Consider the following 22,373-nt stretch of genomic DNA (forward strand, 5'->3'; position numbering starts at 1 on the left):
TGGTTTTTCTATGCACGCTTTTGTGCGTAATCACTGATCATGACAGGAGCTTTAATATGAATATCGACATTAACAGGACGCATTCTCTTCACGAACTTCCCCATTAAAAGACGATCCGTTCCGCTCGTTTCAATCGGTACAAGCGGACAATCGAATTCTTCAGCAAGCGCCTCTGCAATATGACGATACTCTTCTGAAAGCAGTAGACTCTGCCCAGACATGATTCTTTCCTTTGCTTCTTCTAATAAAACCTCATCCGTTTGATTCTGGTGAATGACCGCCATTTTTTTCAACCATTGTTTTAAAATCGGATACCGAAAGAGCTTCGGCTTTGCCATAAAAGCAACTGGCTGCTCAAGGTGGCCGATCAATAATGTCGTCGTGACTGGATTCAGCTCTTTTGTGACATAAATAACCGGGCAGTCTGGCAGCTTCTTTTGCTGATGAATGGTCATGACTGATCCTGATTGATCAATACATCCCCGGGCAAACCTTTTTGCATGCTCATGAATGAGATGCATTCGTTTCGTATAGGAAATGCGTGGATCCGTTAATTCATGATCGTACAAATGCCTCATACTTTTTAAAAAGGATACAACAACATAAATCGTTAAAAACCAATAACGAAACAACCGTACTCCTCCTACTCACTTATCCTTTTTTGTCATAGACGACAAATTCATAATTGTAGGGGTTCTTTTCGTCACGATGGCCTTTTTCGCGTGATACAATCGTCCATTCGTCTTCATTGTAATACGGGAAATAACGGTCTCCTTCAAACGCATGGTGAATGTGCGTGATATAGAGACGATTCGCATATGGCATCATCTCCTCATACAGCTTAGACCCGCCAATAATAAATAGCTCTGTCTCGCTTTCCGCAATTGCCAAAACGTCAGCAATTGAATGAACAACCTCGCATCCTTCTGCTTTAAAAGAAGAACTTGTGGTCAGCACAATGTTTCGGCGGTTAGGCAGCGCTCGTCCAATCGATTCAAAGGTTTTTCTGCCCATGACAATCGTATGTCCGCCTGTGACTTTTTTAAAATACGCTAAATCTGCGGGTAAATGCCAAGGCATTTGATTATCTTGACCAATGACTCTGTCTTCTCCTGTCGCCACAATCATGGAAATCATACACTGACTTCTCCTTTAATATGCGGATGCGGATCATAGTTCTCAAGCACAAAATCATCAAACGTAAAATCAAAAATGCTCTTTACATCCCTTGTGATGCGAAGCTTAGGAAGCGTGCGTTCCTCGCGCTCCAGCTGCATTTTCACCTGCGGAAGATGATTTTGGTAAATATGAGCATCTCCAAGTGTATGAATAAACTCGCCTGGCTCAAGATTTGTGACTTTAGCAATCATCATCGTTAGGAGAGCATATGAAGCGATATTAAACGGCACGCCTAAAAAGATATCTGCCGATCTTTGATATAGCTGGCAGGAAAGCTTCCCGTTTGATACGTAAAATTGAAACAGACAATGACAAGGAGGCAGCGCCATTTGATCAATTTCCCCCGGGTTCCAAGCACTGACGATCAGTCGTCTTGAATTCGGATTGTGCTCAATATCATGAATCAGCTTTGTGATCTGATCCACGGTCTCGCCGTCTCCACTTGCCCATGATCTCCACTGCGCTCCGTACACACGGCCCAGCTCTCCATTTTCATCTGCCCATTCGTTCCAAATCCGGACACCATTTTCTTGAAGATATTTGACATTTGTATCACCTTTTAAAAACCAAAGCAACTCATGAATGATTGATTTCAGGTGTAATTTCTTTGTTGTTAAAAGAGGAAATCCTTCCTGTAAATCAAATCTCATCTGGTAACCGAACGTGCTAATTGTACCTGTACCCGTTCTGTCACCTTTTTCATCCCCGTGCTGTAATACATGACGGCATAACTCTTTGTATTGTTTCATTTTTTTCATCCTTTATTTATGTTCTTGTTGTAGTTTACCTTATTTCTGCTTTTGTTGAAACCAAAAAAACATGCCTGCATGATGAGCAGACATGTTTTTCTTTTTATACTTGATTCACTCGTTCCTGCTCTTCATCTTTAATATCTTGGTGTGAGTGAGCAATGCGGCTTGCAGCTGCTGCGGCAAGTGCAGCGACTAGGTCATCAAGGAAAGTATGCACTTCACCTGGACGGCCCTCATCTAATTCACGAATAATACCAAATTTCTCTTTATCTAAATAACCGAAGTTGGTCAAACCGATTGATCCATATACATTGACAATGGAAAGCGGAATAATCTCATCAATTCCATATAGCGGCTCATCTGTTTCAACTAAGTGCTGTAAAGGTTCTGGCAAAAGCTTTTGTTCTGCCAGCTGGTCAAGGGCAAGTCCTGTTAAAACCGCATGGACAATTTCTCTTTTATTCAGCACTTTTTCAACATTTTCAATACAGACACTAAGTGGAAGGTTTGGATGATATTTTTCTTGGAGCTTCAGCACAATGTGTGCGATATCTTCAATTTTCACTCCGCGGTCGTTTAACATTTGTTTTGTAATCTGCACCATTTCGTTCATTGTATATTTTTTCAATTGGCATGACATCTCCTTCTAGTGGCTCATCCAGCTCGGCGGGGTGTTTTTATCCCAGTAAATATTACCGAGTTCATGATGCGTCTGGAATCCATCTTCTGCTGTATGGTAATGAAAGTTAAACCAATATCCGCTGTGAGGCGGCTGATCTCTTCTGACATGGAAACGGAGCAAATCTTCTCCGGTCTTGCGGTTGTAAATGTGGAAGATTTTTTCGCCATTTCCGCTTGAAGGCTGATCAGTTAAAACAACATCTTGAAATTTTTCGTCATCTTTGAAATTTGTTAAATAGTCGGTTAACACTTGTTCAATCTTCGGCTGAATCTCTTCTCTGTACTCGTCCTCAATGACAGGTGTGATTTTACGGCCAAATTTGAGAAAGGATTGATTTTCTGCATTTGACAGCACCTCTTGCTTATATTGCTCAAAGGGATCTGTCTGCTCTTTGCTTTCCTCTTGCGTTAGTTCCCAGCTGCGCATTTCATCTGATGTATCATAAACAGCTGTATAAGGCGTTTTATCAGATGAAGAAAGTTCAGAAGGCTTGTCTGTCATCAAAGCCGACGGAGGAGAGACTAAACCAAAAGTTGCAATCGTAAAGAGCACAACAAGCGTTTTTCTCATCCACATCTTCATGATATCTAATTCCTTCCATAAGTTATCATACTGCTATTCTAGCATATAATGAATTTTCAGTCATTCAATTTGGCCATCGATTTGAGACTTTCTTTTTCATAATAAAACGTTTACAATGGTAGCAAAGGCGACTAAAATTTGGGAGGAATGGGTATGCTTGAAGGGTTTTTCATTACGGCTTCCTTGCTGACGTTATTTTATTTTGTCTATATGGAGATTACAGATTAAAAGCCCTAAATAAGGGCTTTTTTAGATGATTGACAAGGAATTCAAAGCATTGTCTATTAGTGAGGGCTTTTTTCTTTCTCAATATATCCATAATGAAATTGAGCTGTTTTTCGTTTTAAAACGTGAAATTGATAGGAGTCTGCTAGAAATCGGGTGCTTTTCCAATGATCTTTTAAAACTACCCTTTTTCTCGCCACTCTCAGTGCTTCTTGGACGGCTATTTCGTTGTCAAAGTGGTGCTCTGCTGCATGACGTAGCGGAGCGATACTTGCAGATTCTTGAATTGTCTCCTCAAACATCGGATCAAAATAGACGACATCAAATGAACCATCAGAAAGCTTCTTTAGCTGCTCGATACTGTCTCCACTTACAACAGATATCCGTTTCATCGCTTCATCTGCTTCTCTTAACCCTGTCTCCCATGTGTTTAGTCCTTCTCGCACTAGCAATGCTGTCATGGGATTCTTTTCGATACCAACGACCCTTCCATTCGTACCTACTCGCATGCTTGCTGTAATGGCATCTGATCCTAAGCCAAGCGTACAATCTAAAAAGGTATCGCCAGGCTGAAGCTGCGCGGCTTCGATTAAAGGATCCTTTTCTCCGCGCATGAGCCGCTTCACCCTGAACATTGCTGAGCTTGGATGAAAGAAAAACTTTTCACCATTTGGCTGATACCATTCGAATCTTTCTTTCCCCACAACAAGGACGTCTCCTCGTTTTATCGCAAGCTGCTTGACAGATTGTTTGCGCCTCTCTACATACTCGCCGTGTAAATCCTCTGCAAGGGCTTTTGCTGTTTCAATCGTTTGTTCATTTGCTCTAAAGCTTGTTGTGATAAGCATGCGGTTCCTCCATCATGATCATGAAAAAATGCCCTGATTTGATCACAGGACATTTCAACATGTGTATTAGCAATGTTTTTCGAATGCAGATAAGACGTTGTTCATGATGTCTTCCATTTCATGACCTTCAATTTCGTCACGCGGAATAAAATGAACAAGTTCATTTCCTTTTAAAAGTGCCATAGATGGAGACGATGGCTCTTCGCCTGTGAAGTATTCTCTCATTTTTGCCGTTGCTTCCCTGTCCTGGCCAGCAAAAACTGTGACAATTCGATCTGGCGTTTTTTCTGCCTTCATCACAGCTTGAGTAGCAGCTGGACGTGCTAATCCGGCAGCGCACCCGCATACAGAATTGACAACCACAAATGTCGTTCCTTCTCTTTCTTGCATCGTTTGTTCTACTTCTTCTTCCGTTGTTAGTTCTTGAAATCCTGCACTTGTCAGCTCTTGACGCATCGGTACAACGAGCTGCCGCATGTATTCTTCATATGCCATTGACATAAAAAAGCCCCCTCTATAATCCTTATGTTGTGAATAAAGGATACTATAGAGAGAGCCAATTTTCAAATGTTCGATATCAGATTAAATTTTCATGATTCCGCCTGTATTAGCTGATGTCACAAGTTTTGAATATCTAGCAAGATAACCCGTTTTTACTTTTGGCTCAAAGCCTTTCCAGTTTGCTTTTCTTCTTTCCCATTCTTCCTCTGGAACATCTACGCTTAAAATGCGCTGCTCGATATCGACAACGACATGGTCACCATTTTCAACAAAGGCAAGCGGGCCGCCCTCAGCTGCCTCTGGTGAGACGTGTCCAATAGACAATCCGCGAGAAGCGCCGGAAAAACGTCCGTCTGTAATTAAAGCAACCTTTGGTCCAAGTCCCATACCGACGATTTGTGAAGTAGGTGCAAGCATTTCAGGCATGCCAGGTCCGCCTTTAGGTCCTTCGTAGCGAATGATGACAACATGTCCTGCTTCTACTTTTCTATTAATGATGCCTTCAAGGGCTTCTTCTTGGGATTCAAATACGATCGCAGGTCCCTCATGGCGTGTGATCCCGTCTTGTACCCCGCCCGTTTTAATGATGGCTCCATCTGGCGCAAGGTTTCCAAATAAAACGGCTAAGCCGCCTTTTTCAGTAAATGGCTTGTCAATTGGATAGATGACGTTATAATCTTTTACCTCATGTCCCGCAATGTTCTCGCCGAGCGTTTTCGCAGTAACGGTCATTGTATCTAAATGAAGAGCGCCTTCTTTTTTAGACAATTCATTTAGTGCCGCTGTAACGCCGCCTGCTTCATGTAAATCCTCAATATAAACATCTGAAGCTGGAGCAAGTTTCGATAAATGAGGCACACGTTCTGCTACTTCATTGATACGTTCAAGTGAATATTCAACACCTGCTTCATTCGCAATCGCCAATGTGTGAAGAACAGTATTAGTTGAACCACCAAGAGCCATATCTAATGCAAATGCATTATCAATTGCTTTTTCAGTGACAATATCCCGTGGTTTAATATCTTTTTTGATGAGCTCCATGAGTTGTTTTGCAGACTTCTTCGCAAATTCTCTTCGCTCTGGTGATGTCGCCAAAATTGTTCCATTTCCAGGAAGAGCAATCCCGAGTGCTTCTGCCAAACAGTTCATTGAGTTAGCTGTAAACATACCTGAACAAGATCCGCAGGTTGGACAGCCAAACTGTTCTAATTCATTTAATTCCTCTTCATTGATTTTACCTGACTGGTATGCACCAACACCTTCAAAAACAGAAGAAAGAGAGATTTTTCTGCCATCACTTGTTCTACCCGCTTCCATCGGTCCGCCGCTCACAAAAACAGTCGGGATATTCACGCGCATCGCTGCCATCATCATTCCTGGTGTGATTTTATCGCAGTTAGGAATACAAACCATTCCATCAAACCAATGAGCAGATACAACGGTTTCTACAGAGTCAGCAATGATTTCACGGCTTGGCAATGAATATCTCATCCCGATATGACCCATGGCAATTCCATCATCGACGCCAATCGTATTGAATTCAAATGGAACGCCGCCAGCTTCACGAATGGCTTCTTTCACAATCTTCCCGAATTCCTGAAGATGGACATGTCCTGGGACAATATCAATATAGGAATTACATACGGCAATAAATGGCTTGCCGAAATCCTCATCCTTTACCCCCGCTGCTCTTAGTAAGCTTCGGTGAGGTGCTCTGTCGATTCCTTGTTTAATCATATTACTGCGTAGTTCTGCCATCTGTTTAAAAAGCCTCCTATACTACAAGTCTTGTTGACTGCATGATTTTGAGTTGATTTTATTTTACAAATTTTCTGTTTATTTAGCCACCTATGAATGACTGATGACTAACATAGCTGCTGAAGCAAGCGCTCAGCAAGATTCGTGTCATAAAATCTGACCTCCAATATTCTATATTGGTACTACTATATAGAGTTTTTTCGCATATTTCAACAATATTCAAAATAATTTTTCTAAAAAAATTTTTCTGTCTATCTTTTTTAAAAAAACAAGCTGCTTTTCATTGGCAGCTTGTTCATTTTTCTCATCATTCTGATGCATTCTTTCTACTTTCTGTCATTTGCTTCCACACAGAGCCTTTCGCTTCTTCTCCATGCTCAATGCGCTCAATCGCCATTTTGACTTGAAGACTGACTTCAAACTCAGGGTCTTGCTCTGCTTCTTTTAATGCTTCAAGTGCCGTTTCGTCCCCTTCTTCATAAAGGAACATCGCTGCACGCCAGCGGACGAGCTTACTCGGGTCCTTTAATGCTGCGATCATGGCTGCTATAGCACTAGGGTCACCAAGGTCAGAAATGCAGTCACCAGCCGTTCTGCGGACTGTCACTGTTTTGTCCTCGAGCCCCTTATATAAAATAGGCAGAATAGCAGGATCCTCAATCATGCCAGCATTCACAACGGCTTGTCTGCGAATAGACGTTTTTGGATCCTCCATTGCTTTCATTAAAACAGGTATATCCTTTTGCTCTGGCTGCATTTGCTCTAAATGGGCAAAACGTTTTTTCCAATCTTCCTCTTGCAGCATGTCTTCTGTTACATCATATGCTTTTCGGTTCACCTGTCTATCTACAGCTTCCTGCCCTTCTTTTACTGCCTCTGTTAATCGGGCTAAACGCTCATCATCATAGGCTGCTTGCAGCTCCTCTGTGACTTCCTGACCGATATCAGCAAATTCCCCAAAACGAACGCCGTGTTCTTTCCACACACGTTCAAACACGACATTGTCTGAGCTGCTTCTAAGCTTTAAAATGGCTGCTTGAAAACGTTCAGGCATGCCGAACCGCTCTTCTCTTTCACCGTCTGACAGTTTGACCTGCATCGGAATCCCATTAAACATTTGGACAAACACTTTCACTTCACCAAATGTGTCATCGCCTGACTGCGATCCTTCCTGAAGGCCTTCTGTTTCTTGTCCAAAGGCTTCTCTGACCTGCTGTAAAATACCCTGCCAGTCAAACTTTGCATTTCGCTCGACTGCTAAGAAATCTGCGACATGATAAACCCCTTTTACACCTTCAATGCTTAAAATACGCTTGATCATTTCTGGGGCTTCGTCTTTTTGATCCTTTTTGTAGTTGTTGCTTTTACCGCCGGCAAGTGCTTCTGTCAAAATAACCTTCATGGTATTCGGACTTGGCGTCGGTTCTATGGCTGTTATTTTCATTGATATATCCTCCTTACACACATAAAGACCCTACTCATCTGTAAGGCCGCATTCTTCTTTCCATTTCTTGATAAATAAACTCATCAATTCATGCCGCTCATCAGCAAGCTGCTTCCCTGCACGAGTGTTCATCAAGTCTTTTAATTTGAGCAGTTTTTCTTCCATATGCTTTAGCACAGAGCCCTGCTGCGTGTCCTTTGTATAATGGGGCTCACCTGTTGCGCCAGCATACGTAAACACTCTAGCGATACCGCTTGCTCCTATCGCATCCAGCCTATCCGCATCTTGAACAATAGTCCCTTCTAACGTCATCGGCCTAAACTGCTTATGCCGGTGACGAAAAGACATCGTTGTAATGATGTCCATGATGTAGCGGATATCCCTCGTATCCAATTCCCACAAAAGGAGCTGGTGCTCAAGCTGCTCCTTAGTGACTTTCCATTCACTTGACAGCTTTTCATCAATGACATCATGTACAATTGCCGCCATTTCGATGATAAAGAAAGAGCCGCCTTCCTGATGTGCAATACGGACGGCAAGCTGGCGCACACGAGCAACATGAGCCGCATCGTGTCCAGTTGGTTCATCCTTCAGCCTGTCTGAAACAAAGGAGGCAGCTGCCTCCAATTGTTTTCGCTGCATGACTGTCAGCATCTTATTTGTCCAACAGAGCGATGATTGAGCTTTCTAATTCTTTTGGTGGCGTTTTTGGAGAGAAGCGTTCAGTGACTTCTCCGTTTTGGTCAACGATAAATTTTGTGAAATTCCATTTCACTGTTTTTGTCCCAAGCACACCTTTCGCTTCACTTGTTAAATGCTTGAACAGCGGGTGCGCCTCTTCGCCATTAACATCTACTTTCGCAAACATAGGGAAGGTCACTCCATAATTCAAAGAACAGAATTCTTGAATGGCTTCTTCTCCTTCTGGCTCTTGGTTCATAAATTGGTTACACGGAAATCCTAAAATTTCAAGGCCCTTTTCATGATATTGATCATATAGCTCTTGTAATTGTTTAAATTGAGGAGTCAGTCCACATTTGCTTGCTGTGTTTACAATAATGAGCACTTTTCCTTTGTAATCTGCCATCGATTTTTCCTGACCGTTAATGGTCTTGACCTGAATATCATAAATTGACATCTCATAGCCTCCTAGGATTCACTTTTTCCTATCGTAACATGCTTCTTTTAGAAAATCGCTTTTTATGCTCCCGTTTAAAAGAGTCCTGTCACACTGCCGTCTTCTAATAAATCCATTTCGAGAGCCGCAGGTTTTTTAGGTAATCCAGGCATTGTCAAAATGCTTCCGGTTAAGGCCACAATAAATCCTGCTCCTACAGATGGCTTTAACTCGCGAATCGTAATGGTAAAGCCTTTAGGTCTGCCGATTAAAGCTGGATCATCCGAAAGAGAATATTGTGTTTTTGCCATACAAACCGGCAAATGAGCCCAGCCGTTTTCCTCAATGGCAGCCAGCTGCTTTCTTGCTTTGGATGTGAGCGTGACCCCATCTGCCCCGTAAACCACTTTGGCCACTTTAGATAACTTTTCTTCGATGGAATCGTTCGCTTCATACAAATAGGTAAAGTTGTTCTTTTTCTTTTCAATGAGTTCCGCTAGTTCCTCTGCAAGAGCTGTCCCGCCTTCGCCTCCTTCTTCCCATACATTCACGGCTTTAACTGGATGGCCATGTTTGCCGCACCAATCTTCTATCGCTTGAATCTCTTCTTTTGTATCCGTAATAAAACGGTTTACCGCGACAATATATGGAAGACCAAAAGCTTGCACGGTTTCAATATGCTTTTCTAAATTATGTATACCTTCTAATACGGCGTGTGCATTCTCTTCTTTGAGTTCGGTTTTCTTCATTCCGCCATGCATCTTTAATGCTCTCACTGTCGCCACAATGACAACTGCACCAGGTTTGAAATCACCAGCTCTTGTTTTAATGTGAAGGAACTTTTCTGCTCCAAGATCTGCTCCAAATCCAGCTTCTGTTACGACATAATCAGCTAATTTTGCTGCCATTTTGGTTGCAATTAAACTATTGCATCCATGTGCAATATTGGCAAAAGGACCGCCATGGACAAGTGCTGGGGTTCCTTCAATCGTTTGAACCAGGTTCGGCTTGAGTGCGTCTTTTAAAAGTAACGTCAGGACACCTTCATATCCAAGTGCTCCCACTGTGACTGGCTCGCCTTCTTGATTATAGGCAACAACAATAGAAGAAAGACGTTTTTTTAAGTCAGATAAGTCTTCTGCTAAACAGAGGATCGCCATCATTTCGGAAGCAACTGTAATGTCAAATCCGTCTTCTCTAGGATACCCATTTAACTGACCGCCAAGTCCGACAACGACTTGTCTTAATGCACGATCGTTTAAATCAAGCACTCGCTTCCATACAATGCGGCGCGTGTCGATGCCGAGTTCATTTCCGTGATGGATATGGTTATCAATAAAAGCAGATAAGGCGTTATGTGCAGATGTAATGGCATGAAAATCTCCTGTGAAATGAAGATTGATTTCTTCCATTGGCAGCACCTGTGAATATCCTCCGCCCGCTGCCCCGCCTTTAATCCCCATTGTAGGACCTAATGATGGCTCACGCATCGCAATGATCGCTTTTTTGCCAATTTTTTCGAAGGCTTGACCAAGGCCGACTGTTACCGTGGATTTCCCCTCACCTGCTGGCGTTGGGTTGATGGAAGTGACAAGAATCACGTGTCCTTCTTTTTGTTCCTTTAAACGGTCAAAAATAGTCAAAGATATTTTCGCTTTTGTGAAACCATAGCATTCTAATTCTTCGTCATGTAGTTGCAGCTTTGCTGCGATGTCTTGAATTGGTCTTAGCTTAGCCTTTTGGGCAATGTCAATATCTGATAAATGCTTTGTGATCATAACAAAACGGCCTCCTTTTTTTACAGAAACAGCATTCTTTTTTGCTCTATTTTTCATTGTAACATAATTGAAACATTGAAATATCGCCAGAAAGTTCCTATAATGAAGTGAAATTAGCTTTGGTTCAGGGGGTGGCGAGTTGCCTATTAACATACCAGTTCATCTGCCGGCAAAACAAATACTAGAGAGCGAAAATATTTTCGTCATGGATGAGACAAGGGCATTCAAGCAAGATATCCGTCCTTTGAATATCGTGATCTTAAATTTAATGCCAAAAAAAATACAAACTGAAACGCAGCTGCTGAGAATGCTCGGAAATTCTCCTTTACAAGTGTACTTTACGTTTTTGATTCCAAGTACACATACACCGAAGAATACGTCGAGAGAGCATCTAGATGAATTTTATACGACCTTTGAATCGATTCGCCATAAAAAATTTGATGGAATGATCATCACTGGCGCACCAATTGAGCACTTACCTTTTGAAGAAGTTTCTTATTGGAAAGAGCTGCAGGACATTTTGGACTGGAGTAAAACCAATGTGACATCTACCCTTCATATTTGCTGGGGTGCACAGGCAGGTTTATATCACCATTACGGGATTGAAAAAATCAAGCTTCCCGAGAAAAAATTTGGCGTATTTGAGCATATTGTGAAAGAGAAAAAAGAAAGATTAGTCAGAGGTTTTGATGAAGTATACTATGTCCCACATTCTAGGCATACAGATATTAATACAGAACAATTAAAAAACACGCCGAATTTGAAAGTCTTGAGTATGTCTGAAGAAGCAGGTGTTTGTTTAATTGTTTCAGATGATGATAAACAAGTATTTTTAACTGGACACCCTGAGTATGATACAGATACATTGATGCAGGAATATGAAAGAGATTTGTTGAAAGATGATACAGTCCAAAAACCTGTCCACTATTTTATAGAAGATGGTGACACATTAATCCCAGTAAATCGCTGGAAAGCCCATGCAACCTTGTTGTTTATGAATTGGCTTAATTATTATGTTTATCAAGAAACACCATACGTTTGGGAATAAAATAGACTGTGGTCTGATGATAAATCGTCAAAATGTGTTAAAATACAAATGGCTCTGTCTTCCATTATCAATTGAATCTGTTTGTTTTTTAAAATTAGTTTAATTCTTTCGTAACGAATGATATGCTCTAACTGTTTATATGTTATCTTTATGTATATGTAGACCTATGAGATTAATAGTTTCGTACGAAGTTTTGTTGTTGTTGATTACATTTGAGGTGAATATTCTTGAATACCAATAAAAAAATATTAATCTTGACCGCAAATTATGGAAATGGACATATGCAGGTAGCAAAAACACTGTATGATGAATGCAAATCCCAAGGATTTGAACATGTTGTAGTTTCTAATTTGTATCAAGAATCGAATCCCATTGTGTCAGAAGTGACTCAATATTTATACTTGAAGAGCTTTTCCATTGGGAAACAATTTTATCGCTTGTTTTATTACGGTGTTGATAAAATTTACAATAAACGCAAATTTAACATTTATTTAAAGATGGGAAATAAGCGTCTCGATGAATTAATTCAGTTACACAATCCAGATATCATCATTATTACATTCCCGATGATTGTTGTACCAGAATATCGAAACAAAACAGGTAAAGTGATTCCGACTTTTAATGTCATGACCGATTTTTGTCTCCATAAGATTTGGGTACATGAAAACATCGACCGATACTATGTTGCAACCGATTATGTGAAACAGAAATTAGTGGAAATCGGCACACATCCAAGCGATGTCAAAGTGACAGGTATTCCTATTAGACCACAGTTTGAAGCCGACGTGCCAAAATCGATGATCTATAAAAAATATGGATTATCATCCGACAAAAAAGTACTTCTTATCATGGCCGGTGCTCACGGTGTACTAAAAAATGTGAAGGAATTATGTGAGGCGCTGCTTCTCGACAGTGAAGTACAAATTGTTGTTGTATGCGGAAAGAACGCCGCACTGAAACAATCGCTTAGCGTTCTTGAGCAGGCACACCCAGATCAATTGAAGGCGCTTGGATATGTGGAACAAATTGATGAATTGTTCAGAGTAACAGATTGTATGATTACAAAACCAGGCGGCATTACTTTAACAGAAGCAACTGCAATCGGTGTCCCAGTCATTCTTTACAAGCCTGTCCCTGGCCAAGAAAAAGAAAATGCTCTTTTCTTCGAGGATTATGGCGCTGCTATTGTCATTAACAGACATGAAGACATTTTAGAATCTGTGACCAACTTGCTGCAGGACGAAGAAAAATTAGAAACAATGAAACAAAACATGAAAAAACTGCACTTAAAACAATCTTCTCAAACCATTTTGGAAGATATCGTCGAGCAGTCAGATCTCATCATGAATAACAAAACATATGCTCGCGCATTATCATAAAAAGGTGTCCGTCATTGACGGACACCTTTTTCTTTACCCTTGATTTCCATTTGTTGTGTATACTTCTTCAAACGGCTGAACGACAACAAAGCCGCTTCCGCTAAACTTCATTTGAATGGACTCTCCGCTTCCCCTGCCAATAAAGGTTTTAAAGGAAACATCTGTCACAAATTCAGTTTTTAGATCCCCTGACCACGCAACAGTCGCATTCGGATCTGTATAAACAGAGTCACCCGGCTGAACAATGAGCGTCAGCGGCTCATAATGACTTGTGATTGCAACTAAGCCAGGCCCTTCTAATTTGACATTAAATAATCCGCCTGCAAGCATGCCTGATACCTTTTTCATCAATTTGATATCCCAGCGGACAGACGGTTCAAATGCGAGCAGGTCGTTTCCATTCACAAAAATAGATTCCCCTTGGGCCAAACGGAGAATTGAGATTTTTTTGCCTTGATCTGCCACATATAATTTCCCATCACCTGTCGCCTTCATTAGTGAGGTGCCTTCTCCCGAGAGCATTTTTTTGAACATCTTTGAGACGCCGTGCTCAAAAACACCCTCACGTTCAAATTTGATTTTCCCTCGATAGGAAACCATGGAACCTGTTTTTGCCCAAATGGTGTCAGTCAAATTAATTTCTAGAAGCCTTGATGTTTCAAGTTCAAAGACCCCTTCTCCCTTATCTTCTTGCTGCGTATTCTGAATAAATTCTTCAAGTGTATAACGATTCATGATTGCACCTCTTTCTGTATTTTTTTTATATACGGACAAGCTGCACGTTAGGTTCCGAAAAGGACGTTTTATTTTTCATTGTTATTCACCAAAAAAACAAAAAAATCAAACATTCTGCTCAAAATTTGGCTCGCCTGCTTGACGCGTTACTTTTGATGGTGTATAGTGGAACCATCATTTAACAACTGTAAAGTCGTTAGGTGATGAAAATTTTTTTTAGTATGCCCAAAAGGTGTGCTACAGTACTAGGAGGAAAAAGCAATATGCAAAACGGTAAAGTAAAATGGTTCAATAATGAAAAAGGTTTCGGCTTCATTGAAGTTGAAGGCGGAGACGATGTATTCGTTCACTTCACAGCTATCGAAGGTGACGGCTACAAGTCTTTAGAAGAAGGACAAGAAGTTTCTTTTGAAATCGTTGAAGGTAATCGTGGACCTCAAGCTGCAAACGTAACAAAACTTTAATCAACTAAATCAATGATGAAACGACAAAATAAAGAGAGGCATATGCCTCTCTTATTTGATTTTCAGCTGAATTTCAATGGCTAAAATATTTTGCTTCAGTCGTTGTTCAATTTCAGAAATATCTTTTTCGAGAAAAGGTCTTCCCTTCTTTGCTACATCTACTAGCTGCTCTAGATCGCTGTATACCTCTTGAAATGTTCGATGTAATACCGTTTCGAAATCCTTATTATTCATGCCGGCCTTCCCCTTTTCCTCTATTATCCGTCACTTAGTCAAAAAGTAACTCAACCAAAACTTTCTATAGTTATATCGGCTCATTTTTCAGAATATGTTCTTTTTTAACACATTCTATCCGTTTTTTTTCACGAGCGGATGTTTGAGTAAGGAAAACCGGGGCAGCCGCTTACTTTTTAAGCAGCGTCTGTCCGTATTCTTTTATTTTCTCTCCTACTGTGCATTGCTGAATACAAAAGGAGTGGGCGTATTTTTTGCCATATTCTTTTCGAAAGTGCTTCTTAATCAAGCAATCTGAACAATACGTGTCTTGGAGATCCGTCAATTCTTGTACTGCTGTTTTTTTATCCACTTTATTCAGCTCCGTCTGCTTCTAATTTCAATTTACTTTCAATTGGGACGTCTGCAAGTATCTGCCTTGCAAGCTGATCCGCTTCTGCATTTTGTTTACGATCGATGACTTCATATGTTGGCGTAAGCCTCAGCTCCTTTAAAGCCGCTTCAATCCGGTCGAGCCATTTGTTATGTATATCATCATAACAAGGCCATTCTCCTTTTAATTGATTCATGACAACAAGTGAATCGCCTCTAATCGTGACAGAATTTCTGCTTGCCCCGAGGTCTTTCAAAGCTTTTACTGCCTCAAATAAAGCTGCATACTCCGCTTCATTATTGGTGATTCCTTGGAAGGGCTGATTTTTTCTCAAACGATAAGTATCTTCTCCGAGCTTATAGTAGACGACAACCCCAAGGCCAGAGTCGCCTGTTTCTTTGTGAAAACTTGCATCAAAATAGACCTGAAGCTGATCAGGTTCAAGCTTTAGTTCTTCATTTAGCTTTTCAAGTTCTTTAATAGACCACATCGCCCCTTTTTCGTCTTCAAATGATAGGAGGGACTGTGGTTCTTTTTTATCGATATGTTTGGCTAAAAGCAAGGCCTCTTTTAGCTCCATCCAATCTTCTTGGAAAAAAGCAATGGACCCAATCGATTTCACTTTCATTGTATAGTGTGCTCTTAATTTCATTGATCACATCGCCTTCCCGTGCTTTTAAGGTAAACGTTCGTTATGCTATAATCAAAAAGTTACATTTTACAATGAGAAAGGAAGTTCATGTCACTTGTTTAATGAAGGTATTTGGATCTTATTTGCGATCATTAATTTTATCATTGTTCTTCTATTTTATAAAGGATTTGGCAAGATGGGCCTTTTCGTCTGGATTGGCTTTGCGACGGTTGCTGCAAATTTACAAGTGGTCAAAACCGTTGAATTGTTTGGCTTAACGGCAACACTTGGAAACATTTTATATGGCAGTGTGTTCTTTGCAACGGACGTATTGAATGAAAAATATGGACAAAATGAAGCGAGGAAAGCTGTCTGGATTGGCTTTGCCACCCTTTTAACGTTAACCGTTGTCATGCAGGAGGCTTTGCTTTTCCATCCCGCTCCATCCGACATTTCTCAAACATCGCTCGAAACGATATTTGGCTTTATGCCAAGGGTCGCACTTGGCAGTCTTGCTGCTTATATCATCAGTCAAATGTTAGATGTTTATGTATATTCGTTTATTCGCCGGATATTTCCTTCCGATGGTGCGCTCTGGGTGCGCAACGCTGGAAGTACGATGATCAGCCAGCTACTTGATACACTGATCTTCACAACCATTGCCTTTCTTGGCACCTATCCATTTCATGTATGGATCGAAATCTTCATCACGACTTATGTGATTAAATTTATCGTCGCCGCGATTGGGACACCATATGCGTATGCAGCGAAAAGAATGGTTCCGCTTGATGAAAGGGTGAAATAAATTGCCAGCTGAAATATACATTGATGGTGCTAGCGCAGGAAATCCAGGTCCTTCTGGTATCGGCATTTTCATTAAATATGATGGAAAGGCAGAATCTTTCTCGATTCCTCTCGGATCAATGAGCAATCACGAAGCAGAATTTTCCGCTCTCATTGAAGGGATGAAAATCTGCGTAGAAAAAGGACTGCGTTCCGTTTCGTTTCGAACAGATTCACAGGTAGTTGACCGTGCGGCCAATGCAGGATTTGCTAAAAATCCAGCCTTTCAGCCTTTTATAAAAGAGATGATCGAGCTTCAACGGCAGTTTGATTTATTTTTCATTAAGTGGATTCCAAGCAAGGAAAATCAAGTAGCTGATCAGCTCGCTAGAAAAGCGATTCACCTTTCTAAAGGATGAATCGCTTTTTTTCGGTTATGCTAATGTATGAGGTGATACTGATTGGATAAAGAGAATAAAGGTCGTGTCACAAGTGGGACAACCCCTCAAGGTGATGCGCAAACAAAAGATAAGCAGCCACTATCTCAGCTCGAAAATAGAGCGAAGAAAAGCAATACAAAAAGATGACCTTAGAGACCAGCTTAGCTGATCTCTAACAAAGGGCTAAAATGATTTTTATTTTAGTCCTTTGTCTTCTTTTCAGCGTGATAGAAAACCTTTGCAGTCTAGGAAGGGCGAGTACCGGAGCGGAGCGAATTTGACATTCGTGAGCACCGGAGCGCAGACCTGACAACGAATGCGAGGGTTTGTCTTTACGCTGAGAGATCGGCTTAGCTGATCTCTATTTTACTTAATCGATTCACCATCGGTTCAATTCCTTTGATTTGATGGTATCTCAGCATGGCAGCAGCCCGTTCTTGATTGATGTTCATCTTCGTCTCATCAATTGGACAGCTCAGCGGGACATCACATTTGATCTCTGCCAATAGACGGGAGAGCTTCAAATCTTCTAATCCTGCTTGCATTTTCTTTTGCTGTGCGGCAGTTAGTTCATGAACATTTTCTAATAATCCATCAATGGTTTGATATGTTTGAATAAATTTTAATGCTGTTTTTTCTCCGATTCCTTTCACGCCGGGGTAATTGTCACTTGAATCCCCCATAAGTGCTTTCATATCGATCAGCGCCTTTGGAGAGATGCCCATTTCCTCTTCAAATAAGGCTTTTGTATAATGTTTATAGTTCCCGATCCCTTTTTGCATCAAAGCAACAGTCACTTGTTCATTCAATATCTGCAGCAAATCTCTGTCGCCAGTTAGAACCGTCACACGTGCTTCATTCTGATAGACTGCTGCCAGCGTACCGATACAATCATCTGCCTCAAATCCCTTTAAACCAACGTTTACAATTCCTAGCTCCTCTGTCGCTTCTTTTGCTAAATCGAATTGCGGAATGAGCTCGACAGGTGCCTCTCCTCGATTTGCTTTATAATCTTGAAACAATTCATTTCGGTATGTTTGGCTTCCCATATCCCAGCAGCAAACAATATGAGTTGGCTCAAATGTCTGAACAGCGGTTAATAAATGCTTCAAATAGCCATTTACTCCATTCGTCGGGACGCCGTGATCATTTATCATAAAATTGCGATGGACAGCCGTTGCATAGAACGATCTGAACAGAAGCGCCATGCCATCAACAAGCAGTACGTGTTTATTCATTCTTATAAACTCCCTTTTTCAAAACAATACTCCTATTCTATCACAGAACATAGAATTCGACATAAAAAAGGCGCCCTCTTCTTTTGGAAAAGAAGTGGCACCTTTGGATTATTTTTGACCGTATTGCATTTTTTTCGATTCTGCTTCTGCGTAGGATGGCATCTCTTTTTGTTTCGGGTTACGCTCATCCTGCTTTTTTGCATGCTGCTTTTTTTCCATCATCATTCCCCTTTCTCGGTTCACTTGTTAAGATGACCAAAAAAGAGAAAGTTACTCTTTACTTCTGTTTTCTTTCGACATACTCCCTGACCATATCACTCGTGACATGCTTACGCAGCGGAACAATACCGCCTCTTGCAAGCTCATTCATCTTCGAAGTAATCGCATTGATATCGTCAGTTGTAAATGGTTCGTTTTGCTCACACTTGAAAACAGCAGTCTCTATTGCCTGCTCTCTTTTCTGCTCAAGCGCAAGAAACGACTTGATATGAGCATTCTGTTTTTGTGAATGTGCGGAAATCTCTTCGTGTACGCTCGTCATTTTTTATCAACTGCTTTCTTTTTTCTATAGTCTATCATGAATCAAATGGTTTTCAACTGCTTCTTCCATTCATTTGTCTGCTTGTATACTTGTTCTATCATCGCCTGCTCTTTCGCATCTGTCGTCAAGCTCATGATAAATGTTTGTTTTTGTTCATTCAGCTGTTTGAGCGCTTCTGTCTCATATCTTTCAGTAAAGGTCTTCACCATCATTTCGTATCTACTCTGTAATTCTTCTTTTTCTTTATCTGCCCATTTCGTCGTTAACTGGAAAAGAACATCTCGAATCGCTTCAATAAACGCTGCCTTCCCGTTCTGTTCAAAGAAAGCTTTCGCTGATTTTTGTTTCTTTAAGAGCGGCTCAAACGGCGTCAGGTCCGCTTCCACTTCAATTTGTTTCAGCTCTGCATTTTTCTCATCTGGAGGTGACAGCCGGAGAGAAAAGTAAGGATCTTCTGCACATGCAGCCTGTAATCCTTTCTCCCACTCCTCTTTGAAATACTGAGTGATAAACGATTCCATTCGAATATCAAGCGCCTTTATCTCCTGTACAAATTCAAATTCATAATCCTTTAGCGCCTGTTCAAGCGCTTTTTTCAGCTCCTGCCTGAAGTCCCCTTGAGATATTCCAGGATAAAAGGCTGTCTTTAACAGATCATTTGCATAAAGTGACAAGCGCTGAACAATGTGGTAAAGCTGTTCGTGCAAGTCCTTTTTCACACTTTCTGTCACTAGCTTAGATCGTTTAATATGGCTCATTTGATCAACGATCACTTCATAGGATGTGTCTATCTTTTTCTTTTCTGCTTGCTTTTCATCTTCTGACTGATGCAGCGTCTCATGCAGCTTGTCGACTGTTCTACATAGTGTACTCGCTTCAAAATACAGCAGCTCAATCGCATCTTTCGTTAATTCTTCCTCAATAAAATAGTCGAGCTGTGTTCTTAGCTGTGCATACTGGTTATAAGGCGACTGTCCCTTTCCTTCGATCTCTTCCTTGCTGGATACGTGATGAAGGTTTGGCTGCCGGATGCCTTCTTTTGTGAGCTCATTTTTCACATAGTCAAAGACGGTTTCAAGCTCTGTTTGATCCTTTGCGAGGTCAGCTGCATTGATAATAAAAAACATTTTATCCATGCTAAATGAATCTTTTACAAGCCCGAGTTTACGTAAAAATGACCGGTCTGCTTTTGAGAAAGAATGCTGGTAGTAAGTTAAATAAAGAAGGGCATCAGCATCCTTCATATACTGAAAGGCAATCTCTGTATGACGTTTATTCATACTGCTGGCGCCTGGTGTATCAACAATCGTTAGTCCTTTATCTGTTAAAGGTGTACTTAAATACACCGTCACTTCCTTCACCACACAAGAAACAGCCTCTTCTGCCACATATGGCTTTAATTCTTGCAGGGTGACATTGTGCGGCGTTTGTTTTTGAATGGACTCACGGAACTTTTCATGAGCGTTTAAAAAATGTTCAACAATGATGCGGTGATCCTGTTCAAGCTCTCTTTTTTTCAGCGTTCGTTCGAGTTTGGCTTGAAACGTATCTCCCTTTTCTTCTGTTATAGAAAAACCGAGAATTTGATCGAGCTCTTCTAATATTTCCTGCTCGGTTTTGAACACCACTTTCACACTTTCATGCGGATGGTCTTCTGTCGGCCGCGTCAGCTTATTGATCGTGGCCGTCGTTGGTGTAGGAGATGATGGCAGCACCTTTCTCCCAACTAGGGCATTGGCAAACGACGATTTCCCTGAACTAAAAGCACCGAATAAGGCGAGTGTAAATTCCTTCGCTTGAAGCCGCTTTGTTCGTTTTTCAAAGGACTTTCTTTGAGACTGAAGCGCGTTTAATGGCATTAACATTTGAGAAAGCTGCTCAAACTGGTCAATCGACTGCGCTGTCGTAATATGCTGTGATTGACGCATTTGATCAAGCTCTGTCTGCTGCTGATTTTCTTTCTCGCTTTCTTCCGCATGAGTGGACGTATGATTCTGATTTAGCTCGTCATGCTGCATCCGATGTTTTTTCACATAAAACCAATCATCTGTGATCTGCTCATTTGTTCCGTTTTGCCATATATCCCATACATGCTCAATATCTCTTCTGATTTGATCATTTTTTTCCATGCTTTGCTCGAGCGCTTGGAGCTCCTGTGCTGCCTGGGCCCACTTATCTTGTTGCTTTCCCTTTTCATTCATGAGCTGGGTTTTCAGCGTCTCGGTCATTTGTTCAATCAATGGTATTGCTTTCTGTTTGGTCTGTCTTTTCAGTGCTTCACCAGCATCTTTTGCATATTGCAAAACGTATTCATTTGAAAATGTCGCACCATGATGGATGACGTTTTCAAGCAGTGATTCTTCCACAGGTGTTTCAAATGCCATCACTTGATTTAATAGCTCTTCACCAAGCTGATGTTTCTTGACTTCTTTTTTGAGCAGCTCAGCAATATGCCAGTCCACTTCAGCTTTCATTCTTGCTTTGACATCTGCTAAGAAATCGTTCGCCCGCTTTTCTTTTTCCTGCTCAGTTTTATTTTTAGCGAACAGCAGTCCTACCTTAAAGCCAGGTGCTTTCGATTCAATATAGTCACTTGCAAGCTCTCTCATTTTAAATGGGGTTAGGTTTGCATTTTTTAAAATATTCTCGACTTCAAAAGACACTTCGTCTTCTAACTGTTTTGCTCCATTTTCAATAAAGCTGCTTTTCGCTTCAAGTTCCTTGACTTCTCTTCTTTTTTCTTGAAGCAGTGAATCAAGATCCTCTTCTTGCAGCTCTTCTTTTAATGAGTCAATATGTTCTTTTAAAACATTCTCTATTTTCTGCTCGGTATAGGCGCGAAGTGATGCTTTCGGCAATGTTTGTAATTCTTGCAGTTTCTCGATTAAACGAATCATTTCGTTTCTTGGATGCGACTCATCGGTTACAGATGTAAAGTATAGATGTTCTTCTTCAATGCCCTCTTTAAGAAGCATATCAACTACTTGATTTTTGTAGTCTTCAAACGCTGTCTCATGCTCATCATGTCGATCGACTTGATTTACGATGAAATAAAGATTTGGCACTTTCTCTTTAATGGAGCGAATGAAACGAATGTTTTCTTCCGAATGAACATGGTTGTAGTGCACGACATAAAAAAGAGCATCTGCTTGATGTAGAATAGACGCGGCAGATAAGAAATGGGTATGATCCGTTGAATCAATTCCAGGCGTATCAATCAGTGCCACCTTTTCTTCCAATCCTCTATAGTCCCCGCTAATTTCCACCATTTCAATCTGTTCCCCGTCCTTACAAAAACGCTGAACTGCTTCTTTATCATAAGAACCGCTCATTTTTGCAAAACGGCCATCTGAGGTGTGAAGCTTTACTTCACTCTCCCCTTTCCTCACGACGACCAAGTTTGCACTTGTTGGAATCGGACTCGTTGGCAGGATGTGATCATGAAGCAGATGATTCACAAGTGATGACTTTCCAGCTGAATAGTGGCCGGTAAATGCGATATACACTTCTTCTTCTGCTTCCTTTTTGATAATCGATGCAAGTTTGGCTGCGCGTTCATGATCATCCCTTTTGAGAAGGCTTTGATATAAAGCACCTGTAGTTTGAACGAGCGAATCTCGAATTGACAAGTCTTCCATGAC

Annotated in this window: 25 protein-coding genes; 6 read left to right on the forward strand and 19 right to left on the reverse strand. The window is 41.0% G+C overall.

Annotation, left to right across the window (positions count from 1 at the left end):
- Positions 1 to 8: 8 nt before the first annotated feature.
- The 12 genes from OIT90_RS05775 to OIT90_RS05830 form a co-directional block, all read right to left on the reverse strand.
- On the reverse strand, positions 9 to 632 hold the full coding sequence (locus OIT90_RS05775; RefSeq protein ID WP_059377780.1) for a lysophospholipid acyltransferase family protein: 624 nt from the start codon (positions 630 to 632) through the stop codon (positions 9 to 11).
- Positions 633 to 651: 19 nt separating this feature from the next.
- The gene (gene folA, locus OIT90_RS05780) at positions 652 to 1,137 is read right to left on the reverse strand and encodes a type 3 dihydrofolate reductase (RefSeq protein ID WP_059377778.1); all 486 of its coding nucleotides are present in this window, start codon (positions 1,135 to 1,137) and stop codon (positions 652 to 654) included.
- Positions 1,134 to 1,928: a thymidylate synthase gene (locus OIT90_RS05785; RefSeq protein ID WP_041085780.1), complete on the reverse strand. Its 795-nt coding sequence runs from the start codon at positions 1,926 to 1,928 to the stop codon at positions 1,134 to 1,136. Before OIT90_RS05785 ends, folA begins: the two co-directional genes overlap by 4 nt.
- 103 nt (positions 1,929 to 2,031) lie before the next feature.
- On the reverse strand, positions 2,032 to 2,559 hold the full coding sequence (locus OIT90_RS05790) for a phosphatidylglycerophosphatase A family protein (RefSeq protein ID WP_047203262.1): 528 nt from the start codon (positions 2,557 to 2,559) through the stop codon (positions 2,032 to 2,034).
- A gap of 18 nt (positions 2,560 to 2,577) precedes the next feature.
- Positions 2,578 to 3,195, reverse strand: a complete 618-nt coding sequence (locus OIT90_RS05795; RefSeq protein ID WP_059377775.1) for a YpjP family protein — start codon at positions 3,193 to 3,195, stop codon at positions 2,578 to 2,580.
- Between the two features lie 284 nt (positions 3,196 to 3,479).
- Positions 3,480 to 4,268, reverse strand: coding sequence for a class I SAM-dependent methyltransferase (locus OIT90_RS05800; RefSeq protein WP_474892356.1), 789 nt, complete (start codon positions 4,266 to 4,268; stop codon positions 3,480 to 3,482).
- Between the two features lie 66 nt (positions 4,269 to 4,334).
- Entirely contained in the window at positions 4,335 to 4,769 is a 435-nt protein-coding gene (locus tag OIT90_RS05805) for a BrxA/BrxB family bacilliredoxin (RefSeq protein WP_039179382.1), read from the reverse strand.
- Between the two features lie 81 nt (positions 4,770 to 4,850).
- Complete coding sequence (ilvD, locus tag OIT90_RS05810; RefSeq protein ID WP_024422739.1) at positions 4,851 to 6,527, reverse strand: dihydroxy-acid dehydratase; 1,677 nt, start codon at positions 6,525 to 6,527, stop codon at positions 4,851 to 4,853.
- A 307-nt stretch (positions 6,528 to 6,834) separates the two neighbouring features.
- Entirely contained in the window at positions 6,835 to 7,971 is a 1,137-nt protein-coding gene (locus OIT90_RS05815; RefSeq protein WP_095408826.1) for a conserved virulence factor C family protein, read from the reverse strand.
- A 30-nt stretch (positions 7,972 to 8,001) separates the two neighbouring features.
- On the reverse strand, positions 8,002 to 8,625 hold the full coding sequence (locus OIT90_RS05820; RefSeq protein ID WP_039179389.1) for an HD domain-containing protein: 624 nt from the start codon (positions 8,623 to 8,625) through the stop codon (positions 8,002 to 8,004).
- A 1-nt stretch (position 8,626) separates the two neighbouring features.
- Positions 8,627 to 9,109 carry a glutathione peroxidase gene (locus OIT90_RS05825; protein WP_041085791.1) on the reverse strand — a complete coding sequence of 161 codons (483 nt, stop codon included), beginning with the start codon at positions 9,107 to 9,109 and terminating at the stop codon, positions 8,627 to 8,629.
- A gap of 74 nt (positions 9,110 to 9,183) precedes the next feature.
- Complete coding sequence (locus OIT90_RS05830; protein ID WP_126681669.1) at positions 9,184 to 10,866, reverse strand: formate--tetrahydrofolate ligase; 1,683 nt, start codon at positions 10,864 to 10,866, stop codon at positions 9,184 to 9,186.
- Between the two features lie 139 nt (positions 10,867 to 11,005).
- Between OIT90_RS05830 and metA the strand changes: the two genes are divergently transcribed.
- Positions 11,006 to 11,914 carry a homoserine O-acetyltransferase MetA gene (gene metA, locus OIT90_RS05835; RefSeq protein WP_039179396.1) on the forward strand — a complete coding sequence of 303 codons (909 nt, stop codon included), beginning with the start codon at positions 11,006 to 11,008 and terminating at the stop codon, positions 11,912 to 11,914.
- A 227-nt stretch (positions 11,915 to 12,141) separates the two neighbouring features.
- Positions 12,142 to 13,293: a diglucosyl diacylglycerol synthase gene (locus OIT90_RS05840; RefSeq protein ID WP_024422744.1), complete on the forward strand. Its 1,152-nt coding sequence runs from the start codon at positions 12,142 to 12,144 to the stop codon at positions 13,291 to 13,293.
- Between the two features lie 33 nt (positions 13,294 to 13,326).
- Here OIT90_RS05840 and OIT90_RS05845 read toward each other — a convergent pair whose 3' ends face one another.
- Positions 13,327 to 14,028, reverse strand: a complete 702-nt coding sequence (locus tag OIT90_RS05845) for an AIM24 family protein (protein WP_144464542.1) — start codon at positions 14,026 to 14,028, stop codon at positions 13,327 to 13,329.
- A gap of 263 nt (positions 14,029 to 14,291) precedes the next feature.
- On the opposite strand from OIT90_RS05845, the gene cspD reads away from it, so the two are divergent.
- Positions 14,292 to 14,492 carry a cold-shock protein CspD gene (cspD, locus tag OIT90_RS05850; protein ID WP_024422747.1) on the forward strand — a complete coding sequence of 67 codons (201 nt, stop codon included), beginning with the start codon at positions 14,292 to 14,294 and terminating at the stop codon, positions 14,490 to 14,492.
- A gap of 51 nt (positions 14,493 to 14,543) precedes the next feature.
- Here cspD and OIT90_RS05855 read toward each other — a convergent pair whose 3' ends face one another.
- The 3 genes from OIT90_RS05855 to OIT90_RS05865 form a co-directional block, all read right to left on the reverse strand.
- The gene (locus OIT90_RS05855) at positions 14,544 to 14,726 is read right to left on the reverse strand and encodes a hypothetical protein (RefSeq protein ID WP_039179402.1); all 183 of its coding nucleotides are present in this window, start codon (positions 14,724 to 14,726) and stop codon (positions 14,544 to 14,546) included.
- Positions 14,727 to 14,895: 169 nt separating this feature from the next.
- A complete protein-coding gene (locus OIT90_RS05860; RefSeq protein WP_024422748.1) occupies positions 14,896 to 15,078 on the reverse strand; it encodes a zinc-finger domain-containing protein in 183 nt (60 codons plus the stop codon).
- 1 nt (position 15,079) lies between these two features.
- Positions 15,080 to 15,751, reverse strand: coding sequence for a ribonuclease H family protein (locus OIT90_RS05865; protein ID WP_144464540.1), 672 nt, complete (start codon positions 15,749 to 15,751; stop codon positions 15,080 to 15,082).
- Positions 15,752 to 15,845: 94 nt separating this feature from the next.
- On the opposite strand from OIT90_RS05865, the gene OIT90_RS05870 reads away from it, so the two are divergent.
- From OIT90_RS05870 to OIT90_RS05880, 3 genes are read left to right on the forward strand one after another with little or no spacing between them, the layout of a single operon-like run.
- The gene (locus tag OIT90_RS05870) at positions 15,846 to 16,535 is read left to right on the forward strand and encodes a queuosine precursor transporter (RefSeq protein ID WP_041085802.1); all 690 of its coding nucleotides are present in this window, start codon (positions 15,846 to 15,848) and stop codon (positions 16,533 to 16,535) included.
- A 1-nt stretch (position 16,536) separates the two neighbouring features.
- Complete coding sequence (locus tag OIT90_RS05875; RefSeq protein WP_039179411.1) at positions 16,537 to 16,932, forward strand: reverse transcriptase-like protein; 396 nt, start codon at positions 16,537 to 16,539, stop codon at positions 16,930 to 16,932.
- Positions 16,933 to 16,974: 42 nt separating this feature from the next.
- Positions 16,975 to 17,100, forward strand: a complete 126-nt coding sequence (locus tag OIT90_RS05880; RefSeq protein ID WP_126681666.1) for a small, acid-soluble spore protein L — start codon at positions 16,975 to 16,977, stop codon at positions 17,098 to 17,100.
- A gap of 203 nt (positions 17,101 to 17,303) precedes the next feature.
- On the opposite strand, the gene OIT90_RS05885 is transcribed toward OIT90_RS05880, so the two are convergent.
- The 3 genes from OIT90_RS05885 to dynA form a co-directional block, all read right to left on the reverse strand.
- Positions 17,304 to 18,191 carry a 5'-3' exonuclease gene (locus OIT90_RS05885; protein WP_058837920.1) on the reverse strand — a complete coding sequence of 296 codons (888 nt, stop codon included), beginning with the start codon at positions 18,189 to 18,191 and terminating at the stop codon, positions 17,304 to 17,306.
- 277 nt (positions 18,192 to 18,468) lie between these two features.
- The gene (locus OIT90_RS05890; RefSeq protein WP_126681665.1) at positions 18,469 to 18,732 is read right to left on the reverse strand and encodes a YpbS family protein; all 264 of its coding nucleotides are present in this window, start codon (positions 18,730 to 18,732) and stop codon (positions 18,469 to 18,471) included.
- A gap of 41 nt (positions 18,733 to 18,773) precedes the next feature.
- Positions 18,774 to 22,370 (reverse strand): dynamin GTPase, encoded by a 3,597-nt coding sequence (gene dynA / locus OIT90_RS05895; protein ID WP_474892357.1) that lies wholly within the window; start codon positions 22,368 to 22,370, stop codon positions 18,774 to 18,776.
- Positions 22,371 to 22,373: the final 3 nt, after the last annotated feature.

The organism is Bacillus sp. ABR, assembly GCF_056172715.1.

Bases quoted from the DNA above. Each gene is read 5' to 3' on its own strand.
- dynA (WP_474892357.1), bottom strand. From the start codon at position 22,370: ATGGAAGACTTGTCAATTCGAGATTCGCTCGTTCAAACTACAGGTGCT.
- ilvD (WP_024422739.1), bottom strand. From the start codon at position 6,527: ATGGCAGAACTACGCAGTAATATGATTAAACAAGGAATCGACAGAGCA.
- OIT90_RS05815 (WP_095408826.1), bottom strand. From the start codon at position 7,971: ATGAAAATAACAGCCATAGAACCGACGCCAAGTCCGAATACCATGAAG.
- OIT90_RS05825 (WP_041085791.1), bottom strand. From the start codon at position 9,109: ATGTCAATTTATGATATTCAGGTCAAGACCATTAACGGTCAGGAAAAA.
- OIT90_RS05855 (WP_039179402.1), bottom strand. From the start codon at position 14,726: ATGAATAATAAGGATTTCGAAACGGTATTACATCGAACATTTCAAGAG.
- OIT90_RS05845 (WP_144464542.1), bottom strand. From the start codon at position 14,028: ATGAATCGTTATACACTTGAAGAATTTATTCAGAATACGCAGCAAGAA.
- folA (WP_059377778.1), bottom strand. From the start codon at position 1,137: ATGATTTCCATGATTGTGGCGACAGGAGAAGACAGAGTCATTGGTCAA.
- OIT90_RS05800 (WP_474892356.1), bottom strand. From the start codon at position 4,268: ATGCTTATCACAACAAGCTTTAGAGCAAATGAACAAACGATTGAAACA.
- OIT90_RS05785 (WP_041085780.1), bottom strand. From the start codon at position 1,928: ATGAAACAATACAAAGAGTTATGCCGTCATGTATTACAGCACGGGGAT.
- OIT90_RS05830 (WP_126681669.1), bottom strand. From the start codon at position 10,866: ATGATCACAAAGCATTTATCAGATATTGACATTGCCCAAAAGGCTAAG.
- cspD (WP_024422747.1), top strand. From the start codon at position 14,292: ATGCAAAACGGTAAAGTAAAATGGTTCAATAATGAAAAAGGTTTCGGC.
- OIT90_RS05795 (WP_059377775.1), bottom strand. From the start codon at position 3,195: ATGAAGATGTGGATGAGAAAAACGCTTGTTGTGCTCTTTACGATTGCA.
- OIT90_RS05805 (WP_039179382.1), bottom strand. From the start codon at position 4,769: ATGTCAATGGCATATGAAGAATACATGCGGCAGCTCGTTGTACCGATG.
- OIT90_RS05865 (WP_144464540.1), bottom strand. From the start codon at position 15,751: ATGAAATTAAGAGCACACTATACAATGAAAGTGAAATCGATTGGGTCC.
- OIT90_RS05890 (WP_126681665.1), bottom strand. From the start codon at position 18,732: ATGACGAGCGTACACGAAGAGATTTCCGCACATTCACAAAAACAGAAT.
- OIT90_RS05820 (WP_039179389.1), bottom strand. From the start codon at position 8,625: ATGCTGACAGTCATGCAGCGAAAACAATTGGAGGCAGCTGCCTCCTTT.
- OIT90_RS05885 (WP_058837920.1), bottom strand. From the start codon at position 18,191: ATGAATAAACACGTACTGCTTGTTGATGGCATGGCGCTTCTGTTCAGA.